This is a genomic window from Afipia felis ATCC 53690, from assembly GCF_000314735.2.
In the GTDB taxonomy this organism is placed as follows: Bacteria; Pseudomonadota; Alphaproteobacteria; order Rhizobiales; family Xanthobacteraceae; genus Afipia; species Afipia felis.
Genome location: NZ_KB375273.1, coordinates 1 through 11,378 on the forward strand (window position 1 = coordinate 1; position 11,378 = coordinate 11,378).

Below are 11,378 nucleotides of genomic sequence, written 5' to 3' on the forward strand. Positions count from 1 at the left end.
CCACATCGCAGCTCCACCGCGCACACATGTGGTCGACGTCGTAACCGTGCGGTATCGGGCCTTTGAATTTCTCGAACACGTAGCGATGCACGGGCATGACGCGCCGCGTGCCTGGTCGCAGGATACGGCCATAAGCGCCGCGGCCGAACGCATCGCCATAGCCGTCGTCGCCACCGAGCCACAGCCAGCAGCCGCACGGCGTCACCCACACGCGATCGGGCGCGAGCAGCTCCTCGATCGTTTCTGGCTGTCGGCGGCGAGGGCTTTTCATCGCGGGCCCGTCATTGCGAACCAGCTCCATATGCCGAGCATCCATGGGAAAATGAAGCCGACATTCAGCACAAAAATGATGCCGAAAAGCTCCAGCAACCGCTCCCCGCGTTCCGCCGCTTCGACGACTTCAACGAGGTATTCCTCCAGCGGATCCCTCATTTCTCCGGTGCCTCGTGATAGCGATCGAGCACGATCAGCGTGCAGCGCGTCTGCGTGCCGTCGATCGTCAGTCGCGTGATTTCGGAATTCGTAATCATCACGCCGGGCACCGGGCATTGCCGCAGCGCGTCTTTCCACGCGCCGTGCTGCCAGTCGCTGCCCTCGAGGTGCTCGGCGACCTTGACCGACTGGTTCGGCACCGCCAGCACCAGCTTGCTGTCCTCGAGCCCGAACTGCTGCAGCGCCTCGGCGAGCTTGATGCTGTTCTTGCGCATCACCGGCGCGACGATCTCGCGCGTGTTGAACAGTCCGAAACCGGCGATCGTGATGTCGCGGCGCGCCTGCACATAGGTGTAGTCCGGCTCGCGCGCATGGCCGTCGTCATCGGTTGTCCTGCTGTCGGCGATCGCCTGGCCGATCGTGTTGCGGCTGGAATTGCGCCAGGCGCGCACCGGCGCCGTCAGGATCCGGTCGACGCATTGCCGATAGTTCGGCTTCGCGTCCTCAACCTCCGGCAGGCTGTCGGCGGTGAAGTTCTCCGTCCACCAGCGCTCCTCGTTGGGGTCGAGGTGCGTGTCCATGGCGGCCGCGAGATCGTCACCGAGCAGGATGGCCGCGCAGGCCAGCAGCGTGCCATAGGTATCCTGCCCGCGCTTGTCGTGGCCGCCCTTTTGCAACGCCTCGGCGAACCGATCGAACTGCTGTTTGAAGCCGAGCCCGCCTTCACCCCAGCCGTGCATCATCAGCGCCAGCACCATCGGCCCGGTCGTTTCCGCGTTCAGCGCGGCCGGCTTCGGCTGGTTGAGGTTGATCGGTCCCAGGCGCAGCACGGCGCAGCGGCTCATGTCCTGCGCGCCGTGCAGCGGGTTGTTGATCGCGGAAAACAGGAAGGCCGAGTACATCTGGAATTGCGAGGCCTCACCCTTGGTCGGGCCGCCGCGGTTGCCGACGTCGCCGCTCGCCGAGGTGCGCATCAGGTGCACCACGTTCTGCAGCTTGCGCGGGTCGCTGTCGGGCTCGAGCTCGTCCAGCGCCACCGGCCGGGCGTCGTGGCCCATGGCCTGGTAGATACCGGCGGCCGTAGTGTCGGCCGATTTGAACAGTGCCTCGCCGAAAATCGCGTGCAGCGCCTTCTGCAGCGTCGACTTGCCGGTCGACCGATCGCCGAGCAGCAGCACCGCCGAACGCCAGTCTAGCGCGCCGCCGAGAAAGGCGTTGCCAATCCACCCCAGCAGCAGGAGCGGATCGATCTCCGGCCGTGTCCAGGTCCATTTGCGGAACGTCTCGAGCAGCACGCGCGCGGGGTTGTCCTCCGGCGTGATCTTCTCCGTCCATGGCTCCGGCAGCGCCGACAGGCGCGGATAGAGCTTGCCCTGGTGCACGCCGGTCGGCAGCTCCTTGAAGCGGCCGCCCTTGTCGGCCATCCAGAGGCGATCACCGGCATGATAGACGAACTGTCCCCCGGCCATGGTCCATCCGCCACGGCCGCGCATCTTGTCGGCCGGCGAGAAGAAACCGCGATAGGCGCAGGCCTTGAACAGCGTTTCCTTGATCTCGTCAGCCTGAAAGCTCGCGATCGGCGGCTTGTATGGCTCGCCCGTTTCCGGGTCGACGCCGGATTTTGCCTTACCCCAGCGCGGGTGCATCCATTTCGGATAATTCGGCGCGACCGCGAACAGATCCTGAATGCCGCTCTGGTTCACTTTGTCGGCCGTCATGCTGCGAAATTGCCCGCGGCTGTCGATGAAATAGAAATTTCCGCCCTCAAACCCGATCGGCTCAACCGGGCATTCGCATCCCTGATCGGTCGGCATGCCGTCGAGCCCGCGCGTCCATTGACCTGCGAGCACCTTGTTGAGCCCGCGCGGCGTCAGCGGCGGCGGATCGGCGCGGAATTTTCGCTGCCGCTCGATCTCGCGCGCCGCCTTGTCCATCTGCACGACGTTGGCAGATGCCCCCCGCGTATTTTTCTTGTTATCGGCCACAGTTTCCCCGCTCACGCCGGCGCCGCCGGCGAGCCTTACGTTGCGAAAATTCGGCTTCCGAGAAACTTCACCCGATAGAGCCCGGATTTGGAGCGATGATCTTCGCTGCAGTAACGTCGGAAGGCATGCTCATGGGTTTCGTCGTCACGCATTTCGAAGCCGGTGCCGATAAGACCGCCTTTCCACGATCCTTTTTCGGGCCCGACTTCTCTGGCGAATTCGAGATTGAGTGCGCGTCTACGCTTCTTTGGCAGGAGAAAGCCGATCCAGCGAAACCATCCGGTGCCGAGCCGCCACTCGCGTTCCTCGGCATACGTCGTCGCCTCGATCGTTTCCCCATCGTAGTCCTCAATCAAGAAGCGGGCTTTGGTCGCGCGATCGATAACTACGCAACGATCATCCCACTTCATTTTTGCGACTTCGCCTTCAAGCGTACCATCTGCGTTGTAGATGCGATGCGCGATCTGTCGCCACTGCGTCCACGGCAGAAAACAGCTCCATTGCTGCCGCAACCGGCTATCCATCATCCGGCCGCCATTGCGACCAAAGTGCACGACCAGATGACCATCGCTAAGCGTGAAGCCGTAGCTGCGGACGTCGTATGACCAATAGAAATCACGACCCAGCCGCTCGACTGTCGCCGCATCCCAGCCGGGAACGATCCTCTCCTTGAAAGGCTGGATCACGTTCGGAAGCGCCAGGATCAGCGTATATTTCCACGCACTGATGCGGAGGTGGCACGGCGAGCCCTCACCATCACCACTCGAGGACAACAGAACGGTCCATTTCTTCCAGTCACCCGGATGCCATGTGAACGGTCCAAAATACCGATCGTTGTCGCCCCATCGCATTGCACGCATCATGCTGCTCCCCTCAATGTGTCGTTCAGATCCTTGCCGATCACCGCCGCGACTTCGGCGGCCGCGCGGCCCGTGGCGCGGATCGCCGCCATGCCGCGATCGAATTGCGCGATCGCCTCGGGCTTTTGCCAATCGTTCTGGCGGTGCACGATCACGCTGTCGCAGCACGCCGGCAGACGGCCGGCGACGTGCACCATGTTGGAAAGGGAAAGCATCGCCCAGGTGCGGTGCTGCGGCGCCGCCAGCACTTCCGAAAGTCCGTCCTCGACGCCTTCGGACAGCGAGAGCGTCTCGACCAGGCCGAGCTGTGCCGCATCGGCTGGCGAATAGTGCCCCTCGCCGCGCCATAGCGGGATGACCAGGCCGAGGCTGTCCGGCCAGATCTTGCGCGCCTTCTGCTCATAGCCATCGGGCGCGGGCGGAATGTCGGCCTTGTCGGAAAAATCGTCGCGCAGATATGTCTGGTGGATCGCTTTCACCTTCATGGCGCCGTCGACGCAGCACGCGATGATGGCGGGGTGAAAGCTCTCGCCGACCTTGTCGCCGCGTTTGTTGCGATGAATGTATTTGTGGCTCGCCTTGAAGCGCAGCGCATGCGGCACGATCAGGCCGTTGCGCGGGCCGAGGAACGGAGCTTTCCGCAAATCGATGCCGCGCGCCTCGCGCAGATAGATCTCACCGCCGGTGCCGATGATCGGCACAGCCTCCTTTGCGAACGTGTAAAAGGCGCGGCCCTGCTTGCGGCGCAGCTCCTCGGCTTGCGTGTTGCGCGCGCGAGCTTGCACCGCGAAGGATTTGGCACGGTCGCGATCAAGCTCGGCCTGGCTGATGCGGCCAAGGCCCAGCATATCGATCGCCCAGTTTGCGGCCTCCTGCGCGCCGCGCCGATTGAGGTGATACCAGCCCTGGCAATAGGCAATCAGCTCGAGCGACCGGCCGCACTCGCCCGTGGTGTAGTTCTTCCACGACAGACCATCGGCCTTCTGCCAGATCGCGAAATTGCCGTGGCCGGATCCGCGAGGATCGTCGATCACGGCCGTCGAGCGGCGGGCACCAACATCGAGCTTGCAGATGCGCAGCACGTCGCCCGGCCGATCGTCGAGGATCGCCTTCAAATCCTGCCAGCCCTGCGCGGTGCGGAGGTTAATTGCCATCGCGGCCTACCCTTACGGCTTCTTCGATCGCGGACAGGCAGTTGCGGATGCGGTTCGCGTAGCGGCGATCGGCGCGCTGATCGAAATCCGTCAACAGATGCGCGCGCAGGCGGCCGGCGTGCTCGAGCTCCTCGAGGCGGCCGCGCAGGATCGGCGCCAGGCACGCCGCATCGTCGCGATCGAGCCGGAGCGATACGTCGCTCATAGCTGCACCTCGTCTAGAAGTGTTTTGAGCCTCGCTCTGTTCTTCGCATCTAGACGGTAGCCTTCGCGCCAGACCGTTTCGAATTTGATCTCGTGATTATCGAGCACCTTGCGGGCATGGTGTGCCCATACTTTGAGGATCGCATCGTTAGGCTGATCGCAGTCGAGCGATGATCCGTACATCACCGCGAAGATATGAGCGTTGGTGGCGACGCCCTGCCGGGCATACAGCACACTCACAAACGTAGCCGGCCCGCGACGCATGCCGAGCAAACGCAATTTCGAGCGGGTCTGATCGCCCAAGCCAAGGAGATCCTCCAGCTCGGCCACTCGATCGCGAAGTAGATGGAGCTCATTGGCCCTGCCGGCGAAATACTGCAGATCGCAGATTGGGCCTGGCGGTCCTTTGCTACGCTCGATCATGTCAGCACCCGCGCGAGCGCCGCGATCATCTGCAGCAGCGCATCGCTATGCTGGGCGGCCAGATCCGCCTCGATCGACAGGCATAAGCCTGCGCCGGCGAGGACAACGCTGTAACGCCACAGATCCGCGAGAAACATGGCTACCCCCTCACCTGTCCGGCGATCCGATCAAGCAGGTCGTTCACGGCATGATCGGCCTCGCGCAGATCCTCGATCTTCATCCGCGCCTTGCGCACCGCCTCGCGCGACACGCCAAGTGCGCGGGCAAGGTCGGCATTACCCACCTCGAGCTCGACGGCGGTTATGTAGATCGCCATCAGTCGCACGCGTGACGAAGCAAGCCATTGCGGCGCATGCGGCCGCTGCACCGTGAAATCAGTTGTCAGCACCGTTTCGATGTCGATCTGCTGCGTTCGCGCGATCTCGATCATCACCAGGCGATGAAATCCCTTCACCACTTGCGGCGGTTTGGCTTCCGGCACTTCGCCGAGCGCAGCCCGCAGCTTTTTCAGCGTCGCAGGCGTGGGCCTGAAAGCGCCGCGGCGCAGATCGCGCCATGTCCAGAACGAAATGCCCGCCTTCTGCGCGAATTTTTCATGACCGATGCCGAGATCCTCGCGTTTCTTGTTGATCGCGATGATTTGCGCAGCGGCATCAGCAACGGTTGACGAACTGAGGGGTGATGCGGATGGGCTCTCGCACGGTTGACGAACTGAGGGGCGTGTGCGCAAACGCACGTCGTCGCGCAAGGCTGTGTCGTCGATGATGTGCAGTTGCGCCGCCATTTTGCCTAGCCCCCGTCGAGCTCGTCGAACGCATCACGCAACACACACAGATGTTCCTTGAACTGATCGCGCACCGACTGGCGCCGATCGACGACAGCATTCCGGATGACGAGCAGCGGCCGCGTGCGCGGCGGCGGCGCCAGCATCGCGCCTGCCCTGGCGGCGCATTCGCGCTCGTACTGCTCGCGCCAGGCTGGATCGCCGAGCGACCGGCGCGGCACCACAGGCATGTGAATGACGGCCGCGGTCATGGCAGCGATGCCCTTTCGAGCTTGGTGAGATCACCGCGCATGAAGCCGAGCAGCGAATTGCTGTAGGCGATCACGCGGCTCTCAGCTTTTTCATCCTTGTCGGAGCGGGCAAAGGCGATGGCTGCGAGACATTCGACGAGGTTGGCGGCCTCGTAACCGATCACCGGCGCATCCTCGCTTGGCCGCATGCGCGTGATCGCTACCTGCTCACGCAACTCGCGGATCGCGGCATCGGAGAGCTGTATCCGGCGATCCTCGACGAGACTTTCCCCGATCAGGATCAGCCGTCGCAACAATTCCTGCGGAGCGACAGACAGCGTCATGTCTTCGCCCTCCAATGGAGAGCCAGCACCGCGGTGTCGCCACTGATGCCCGTCGTCACCGCCTTGACGGCCGCATTCGGGTGCAGCTCGCGCCAGGCAGCGACTTCCTTGTTCATCCATTCCTGAATGCCGGGCGGCCACGTCTCGAAACGATGGCCGATGCCGCTGGCCTCAAGGTCGCGCTGTTCGATAATCAGATTGAAATAGGTGAAGTTGCAGCCCTCGAGATCGAGCGTGACGATCTTGTCCTGCTGCACATCGGGCGCATCGGCGGGCGAGAATTCGCCGACGCTCGCGCGGCGTGGGATGGCGCAGGCGCTCATGACAGCACCCACACGATGCGAAGAAGATTTGCCGCGACGCCGACAAGCAGCGCCGCGGCGATCAGAGATCCGGTGACGCAAAAATCCTGGCCGCTCTCTGGTGTCGTGAAATGGAAATGCTTGCGCATCACGCTGCTGCCCTCCGCTCGACTTCGAAGCCTTTGGAGCGCAGCAGCTCGACGATGTGGTCGAGGCGCGAATTCAGGTGGCGCGGCAGCAAATCGTCGAGCAGGTCGAGCTCGCGACCTTCGACGATGCGCTCCACCACCCGTACCGTTGTCATTCCGGGTCCGCGCTTCCGATCGCGGCACAGGTTTTTGATGGTCTGCGGATGAAGATGGGCCTCCGCCGCCAAATGCGCATACGGTAATCCGATACGCTTCGCCCGATCGAGCAGCTCTTTGGCACTGGACATGTGATAATTAACCTGTGAATGTGAAAACTATCACACGTCCATCTGATTTGCGGCGTCCTTGCAAGTGGAAAATTCTCACATCGCCTTAGCCCGTCCACAGGTTCACGCTCCGGCGCGATTTATTGCACCGCGAGCAGTGAGCCTCATGGGACGTCGACCTAAGAGCCTTGTGGTTGATGCGCTGCGAAACGCGCAGCTCAACTGGCTGGACAAACTCGAGCAAGCGACCGGCGAGACGGCGACCGCTATAGCGCGGCGAGCCGAGCTCGACCCGTCAACGCTGACCCGCTTCAAGAAGGCGGGAAAGGGTACCCTCTCCACCATGACCATCAGCCAGATCGCGGCTGCATGGGAGGTCGAGGCTGGCGCCGAAGTCCGCGGCGGCGTCGAGCCACCCGGGCTCAGTGAGGAAGCGGAGCCCTATAACGCCCCAGAAACGGGCTCTGACATCGATACGGCGATCCGGGCGCTGACGGCCGGCCGAAACAACTGCGACCCCTGGCGGCTTCGCTCGCACTCCCTGGAGGCCATTGGCTATCTGCCGGGCGATATCGTTCTCGTGGATCTGTCGGCCACCCCGCGAGACGGCGATGCCGTGCTCGCGACGGTCGTGGATTTCGAGCTGATGAAATCGGTCACGGTCTGGCGCCGCTATCGCCAGAGCGGCGACCTCGGCGTGCTTGTGTCGGCCTCGTATGACCATGATACCGGGGAACCTTTGCTCGTGAACGGAAAGAGCGTTCAGATCCGCGGCGTGCTGTTGCCGCACCGCCTCCGTCCTGTGAATAAAGCGGCCTAAACCCCGTTTCATGTGAAACAGAATATGCGTTGAAATGTGATAACTTGCACATTTTTATGCGATAGTTATCATACGCCCCACTGATTTGCAGGAGGGGCTATGTCCACCCAGTCTCACACCATCACTAAAACGATTGTCAGCGGCAACGGGCGCTCCGTTCTGCGTGCCCGCTGCTCATGTGGCGGCTTCACGGTCGACGCACCGCGCCTCAGCACAGCGGGCAGGCGCGGCCAGGACCAAAAGATCGCGGCGCACCTGGCCGAACAGGCCCAGCGGGAGAGCGCGTGATGTCCGGCATCTTCACCTGGATTTTAGTCGCCGGGCTCGGCGCCGCCGTCCTGATCTGTGGCCTTGCGCATCTTGCGGACCGGGACGTCGATCACTTCCACAACCTCGGCGAGCCCATCCACCCCGACGACATTGGCACAAGGCAGGACGAGCTATGAGCAGCACCACAGCAGCAGGCGCGCGGACGGCAAGCGAACTGGAAATAATCGGCGTCGGGCGAATGTTCGATAACGAAAAGGCGCTGCTTTTAATTTGCAACCGAAAGCCAACCGACGACGAGCTGCGCGCAATCCATGACTTGCTGAGGACCGATCGCAGCGCGACCGACGTCACCAAGAGCAATGGCGCCCGACCATTCTACGGCGCGCAATGCCCGTCCCACCCGAACTGCACTGGCGGGTGCGGCCTTGGCTGTACGCATGAAATCGAAGCCAGCGCCATCGCCAAGACTGGCGGAGGTGTGTCGTGAGCATTGTTCGCGAAAACCTACTTACCCGGCTTGGCTACACGCCATACTGCGGGTCGAACGACTGCTCGCACATGATGCCTCGAACGCAATTCAACGGCGAGCAGTTCGTTTGCCGGTGCGGATGGCGCTCTGGCTTTGAGCCAGAGTTCATTGAAAAATACAAAGAAGCGCAGTGGTCGCTTGCCAAGACTGGCGGTGCGGCATGAGCAACCTCTACCGCTCCCGCGATATCGCCGACCGGCTCGGGATCTCGCTCGACACGTTCTATCGCCGCCGCGAACGCCTCGAGCGCGACGACGGCATGCCGAGGCCGCTCTGTTCCGGCGGCCGTCACGCCTATGAGAAAACCGGCATGGATGCCTGGCTGACGCGCTTCCATCCGTACCGGCCGCCACCAGCCGCAAACGACGTCTGCGCCCCGCTGGTGCCGATGACCGACGAGGAACACCGTGGACGGCTTCTGCGCGCCTACGGCTCCGCATCTTGACTTTCCGGCCTCGATCCCACGAGGCTGGCCTAACCCCTCTCCGTCCGCACCGGAGCTCGAGCAATGGCCGATCCAAAGTTTCCTTACGTCAAATGGCGTGACGGGCGCCCGCGCGCCGTCCACGGCCCGCGCCAGCGCGAGCGCGGCTTCAAGGATCACGATCTCAAGCACACCAGCGGCGAGAAGGCCGGCCAGTGGTTCACGATGGAGGAAGCCGCCGCCTTCTCTGACCAGCGCGTGAAGGAAGTCGAGGCCTCGCGCGGGCAGAAGGTCACAGCGCCGCAGCCGGAGAAACAGCGTCACGCCACCGTCGCCGATCTGCTGCGCGACTGGCAGGCTTCCGATGAATTCGCCAAGCTGCGGCCGGCGTCGCGCTCCTCCTACGCCAAGGGCGTCAGCGCGATCCTTTACAAGCCCGAGACGCGCGAGCAGGCCGCGACGCGACGCAAGCAGGAACGCGCGGCCGAGGTACTGAACCTGCTGCCGCCGCAGCGCGCGCGCGAGGAAATCGCCGACGCCACGCCGTCATCGATCGGCAAGCCGGAGCTGCGCGCGTTCTACAATTATCTGGTCAAGGCGCGCGGCCACCACATGGCACTCGCCGTCATCGCCACCCTGTCGGCCGCCTTCTCATGGGGCATGGAGAGCGTGCTCTGGCGCCTGAAATCCAATCCGCGCGTCGACATGATCTTCGACCGTCCGGACGGCCGCATCGTGCTGGTGCCGATCCCGGCGTTTCAGGCATGGGTGGCCGCGGCCGACGCGATCGGCAAGCCGTCGATCGGCGACAGCCTGTATCTCGCGCTGTTCACCGGGCAGCGCCAAACCGACCGCCTGGTGATGAAAGACATCAGCGAGGTCGAAGGCCGTCACGCATTCCGGCAGAGCAAGACCAATGAGCTCGTCGACATCAAGGAAGCGCCGCAGCTCACAGCGCGGCTCGAGCAGGCACGCAAGCGCGTCGCCAAACTCAAGCTGAACCTCGGCCTGCGCGACATGCCGACCGAGATCGTCATCAACGAAGCCAATGGCAAGCCATACGACGAGAGCACCTATCGTCATTGGGTGGCCGAGACGCGGCGCGTCGCGATCGAGGGCGATGCGAAGCTCGGTCTCGCGCCCTGCCCGGCGCTGACGTTCATCAACGCCGACGGCGAACAGGACGTCATGCACGATCAGGATCTGCGCGACACCTGCGTGATGCTGCTTGATCGCGCCGGCTGCGACCTGCTGACGATCTGCGATATCACAGGCCACAGCTACAAGAGCGCGCAGACCATCGTGAAGCATTACCGCGCGCGCAACGCCGCCCGCGCCGACACCGGCATCGATCGCTTGGTGCTACAGGTCCGCAAGGAAGGAATGGCAGGATGACACCGATCGAAGCCGCGGCCGTAGCTCGATTATTAGATCCGCCCTTCACGGCCGATCCTCACCGAGCCTATGTCGCCGTTTATCGGAACAAGTGCGGAGCTAATTGCGAACCGTATTTCAGCGGCAGGACTTTCAGGTCGCAGCGCGAGGCATGGATAAAACCCGAAGGACCAAACGTGCCTGATCTCGAAATTTTGGACGTGCTGGAAGTGCGTTATCCCTGATCGCGGCGGCACTCATGTGCCATGAATGTCGCGTTGCTGGTCACATCGACCACACCACCGCAGCTCTGACAGACAAACTCGTTCGGCTTGAGATCCGGCAGCACCGAGAACGCCGGCGGATCCGGCGGCCGCGACTGCAGCCGGTCCGGCGTGTAATCGCGAAAGACGTGAGCCACCTTGCGCATCACCACCCGCATCTGCGGCCGGCCGCGGACGAGATCGTCGTAATAGTCGACCGCCGGCTGCCATCGCTCGAATTTGCCGACGATGATCCCGTGCGCGCCATCGTCACTCAGGATCTCGACCCAATGCAGCTTGTCACCGAATACGCCGTGCAAGTTTCTTTTCATTCCGGCATGAGAACGAAATCAGAACATTGGTCAAGGGTCGCACGCGTGCGACCCTGCGCAGCCAATAACGGTCGCACAGACGCGCTTTGTTCTACTGTCCGGATTGTGAGAAGTGCCTGCGGCGCAGTGCTTAGATGATGGTGGGCGATGTAGGGCTCGAACCTACGACCCGCTGATTAAGAGTTATCGGCCTCTCAAGGTAATTCAGTGGGTTAGCGGTCGCACAACCGACG

The 11,378-nt window shown here is 62.9% G+C and carries 23 protein-coding genes; 8 read left to right on the forward strand and 15 right to left on the reverse strand.

All coding sequences use genetic code 11. The features are described 5' to 3' along the window. The 14 genes from HMPREF9697_RS19880 to HMPREF9697_RS19930 all read right to left on the reverse strand — a co-directional run. The coding region (locus HMPREF9697_RS19880; RefSeq protein WP_040308473.1) for an HNH endonuclease at window positions 1-271 on the reverse strand (271 nt) is incomplete at its 3' end. Then, window positions 268-432, reverse strand: coding sequence for a hypothetical protein (locus HMPREF9697_RS21290; RefSeq protein WP_002719061.1), 165 nt, complete (start codon window positions 430-432; stop codon window positions 268-270). The genes HMPREF9697_RS19880 and HMPREF9697_RS21290, both read right to left, overlap by 4 nt. Next, a complete protein-coding gene (locus HMPREF9697_RS19885; RefSeq protein ID WP_147293873.1) occupies window positions 429-2,432 on the reverse strand; it encodes a hypothetical protein in 2,004 nt (667 codons plus the stop codon). The genes HMPREF9697_RS21290 and HMPREF9697_RS19885 overlap by 4 nt, the downstream gene beginning before the upstream one ends. A 20-nt stretch (window positions 2,433-2,452) precedes the next feature. Continuing rightward, window positions 2,453-3,277, reverse strand: coding sequence for a hypothetical protein (locus HMPREF9697_RS19890; RefSeq protein ID WP_147296378.1), 825 nt, complete (start codon window positions 3,275-3,277; stop codon window positions 2,453-2,455). Beyond that, on the reverse strand, window positions 3,277-4,431 hold the full coding sequence (locus HMPREF9697_RS19895; RefSeq protein WP_002719064.1) for a DUF7146 domain-containing protein: 1,155 nt from the start codon (window positions 4,429-4,431) through the stop codon (window positions 3,277-3,279). The genes HMPREF9697_RS19890 and HMPREF9697_RS19895 overlap by 1 nt, the downstream gene beginning before the upstream one ends. Further along, on the reverse strand, window positions 4,421-4,636 hold the full coding sequence (locus HMPREF9697_RS19900; RefSeq protein WP_002719065.1) for a hypothetical protein: 216 nt from the start codon (window positions 4,634-4,636) through the stop codon (window positions 4,421-4,423). Before HMPREF9697_RS19900 ends, HMPREF9697_RS19895 begins: the two co-directional genes overlap by 11 nt. Further along, entirely contained in the window at window positions 4,633-5,058 is a 426-nt protein-coding gene (locus HMPREF9697_RS19905) for a hypothetical protein (RefSeq protein ID WP_002719066.1), read from the reverse strand. The genes HMPREF9697_RS19900 and HMPREF9697_RS19905 overlap by 4 nt, the downstream gene beginning before the upstream one ends. After that, entirely contained in the window at window positions 5,055-5,195 is a 141-nt protein-coding gene (locus tag HMPREF9697_RS21135; RefSeq protein ID WP_002719067.1) for a hypothetical protein, read from the reverse strand. Before HMPREF9697_RS21135 ends, HMPREF9697_RS19905 begins: the two co-directional genes overlap by 4 nt. A 2-nt stretch (window positions 5,196-5,197) precedes the next feature. Beyond that, window positions 5,198-5,842 (reverse strand): helix-turn-helix domain-containing protein, encoded by a 645-nt coding sequence (locus HMPREF9697_RS19910; RefSeq protein WP_002719068.1) that lies wholly within the window; start codon window positions 5,840-5,842, stop codon window positions 5,198-5,200. A gap of 5 nt (window positions 5,843-5,847) precedes the next feature. Continuing rightward, window positions 5,848-6,093, reverse strand: coding sequence for a hypothetical protein (locus tag HMPREF9697_RS19915; protein ID WP_002719069.1), 246 nt, complete (start codon window positions 6,091-6,093; stop codon window positions 5,848-5,850). Next, window positions 6,090-6,416, reverse strand: a complete 327-nt coding sequence (locus tag HMPREF9697_RS19920) for a hypothetical protein (protein WP_002719070.1) — start codon at window positions 6,414-6,416, stop codon at window positions 6,090-6,092. Before HMPREF9697_RS19920 ends, HMPREF9697_RS19915 begins: the two co-directional genes overlap by 4 nt. Beyond that, a complete protein-coding gene (locus HMPREF9697_RS19925; RefSeq protein WP_002719071.1) occupies window positions 6,413-6,739 on the reverse strand; it encodes a hypothetical protein in 327 nt (108 codons plus the stop codon). The genes HMPREF9697_RS19920 and HMPREF9697_RS19925 overlap by 4 nt, the downstream gene beginning before the upstream one ends. Next, window positions 6,736-6,867: a hypothetical protein gene (locus HMPREF9697_RS21680; RefSeq protein ID WP_002719072.1), complete on the reverse strand. Its 132-nt coding sequence runs from the start codon at window positions 6,865-6,867 to the stop codon at window positions 6,736-6,738. The genes HMPREF9697_RS19925 and HMPREF9697_RS21680 overlap by 4 nt, the downstream gene beginning before the upstream one ends. Next, a complete protein-coding gene (locus tag HMPREF9697_RS19930; RefSeq protein WP_002719073.1) occupies window positions 6,867-7,154 on the reverse strand; it encodes a hypothetical protein in 288 nt (95 codons plus the stop codon). Before HMPREF9697_RS19930 ends, HMPREF9697_RS21680 begins: the two co-directional genes overlap by 1 nt. A gap of 145 nt (window positions 7,155-7,299) precedes the next feature. On the opposite strand from HMPREF9697_RS19930, the gene HMPREF9697_RS19935 reads away from it, so the two are divergent. The 8 genes from HMPREF9697_RS19935 (at window position 7,300) to HMPREF9697_RS21150 (ending at window position 10,795) form a co-directional block, all read left to right on the forward strand. Next, window positions 7,300-7,953: a LexA family protein gene (locus tag HMPREF9697_RS19935; protein WP_002719074.1), complete on the forward strand. Its 654-nt coding sequence runs from the start codon at window positions 7,300-7,302 to the stop codon at window positions 7,951-7,953. A 99-nt stretch (window positions 7,954-8,052) separates the two neighbouring features. Beyond that, window positions 8,053-8,241, forward strand: a complete 189-nt coding sequence (locus tag HMPREF9697_RS19940) for a hypothetical protein (protein ID WP_002719075.1) — start codon at window positions 8,053-8,055, stop codon at window positions 8,239-8,241. Then, complete coding sequence (locus HMPREF9697_RS21140) at window positions 8,241-8,399, forward strand: hypothetical protein (RefSeq protein WP_002719076.1); 159 nt, start codon at window positions 8,241-8,243, stop codon at window positions 8,397-8,399. Before HMPREF9697_RS19940 ends, HMPREF9697_RS21140 begins: the two co-directional genes overlap by 1 nt. Next, window positions 8,396-8,710 (forward strand): hypothetical protein, encoded by a 315-nt coding sequence (locus HMPREF9697_RS19945; RefSeq protein ID WP_002719077.1) that lies wholly within the window; start codon window positions 8,396-8,398, stop codon window positions 8,708-8,710. The genes HMPREF9697_RS21140 and HMPREF9697_RS19945 overlap by 4 nt, the downstream gene beginning before the upstream one ends. Further along, window positions 8,707-8,916 carry a hypothetical protein gene (locus HMPREF9697_RS21145; RefSeq protein ID WP_147293872.1) on the forward strand — a complete coding sequence of 70 codons (210 nt, stop codon included), beginning with the start codon at window positions 8,707-8,709 and terminating at the stop codon, window positions 8,914-8,916. Before HMPREF9697_RS19945 ends, HMPREF9697_RS21145 begins: the two co-directional genes overlap by 4 nt. Further along, the gene (locus HMPREF9697_RS19950; RefSeq protein WP_002719078.1) at window positions 8,913-9,197 is read left to right on the forward strand and encodes a hypothetical protein; all 285 of its coding nucleotides are present in this window, start codon (window positions 8,913-8,915) and stop codon (window positions 9,195-9,197) included. Before HMPREF9697_RS21145 ends, HMPREF9697_RS19950 begins: the two co-directional genes overlap by 4 nt. 63 nt (window positions 9,198-9,260) lie before the next feature. Then, the gene (locus HMPREF9697_RS19955; RefSeq protein ID WP_002719079.1) at window positions 9,261-10,571 is read left to right on the forward strand and encodes a site-specific integrase; all 1,311 of its coding nucleotides are present in this window, start codon (window positions 9,261-9,263) and stop codon (window positions 10,569-10,571) included. Continuing rightward, complete coding sequence (locus tag HMPREF9697_RS21150) at window positions 10,568-10,795, forward strand: hypothetical protein (RefSeq protein WP_002719080.1); 228 nt, start codon at window positions 10,568-10,570, stop codon at window positions 10,793-10,795. The genes HMPREF9697_RS19955 and HMPREF9697_RS21150 overlap by 4 nt, the downstream gene beginning before the upstream one ends. Here the strand turns inward: HMPREF9697_RS21150 and HMPREF9697_RS19960 are convergent. Beyond that, a complete protein-coding gene (locus tag HMPREF9697_RS19960) occupies window positions 10,786-11,145 on the reverse strand; it encodes a hypothetical protein (protein ID WP_002719081.1) in 360 nt (119 codons plus the stop codon). The genes HMPREF9697_RS21150 and HMPREF9697_RS19960 overlap by 10 nt on opposite strands. Between the last annotated feature and the right edge of the window lie 233 nt (window positions 11,146-11,378).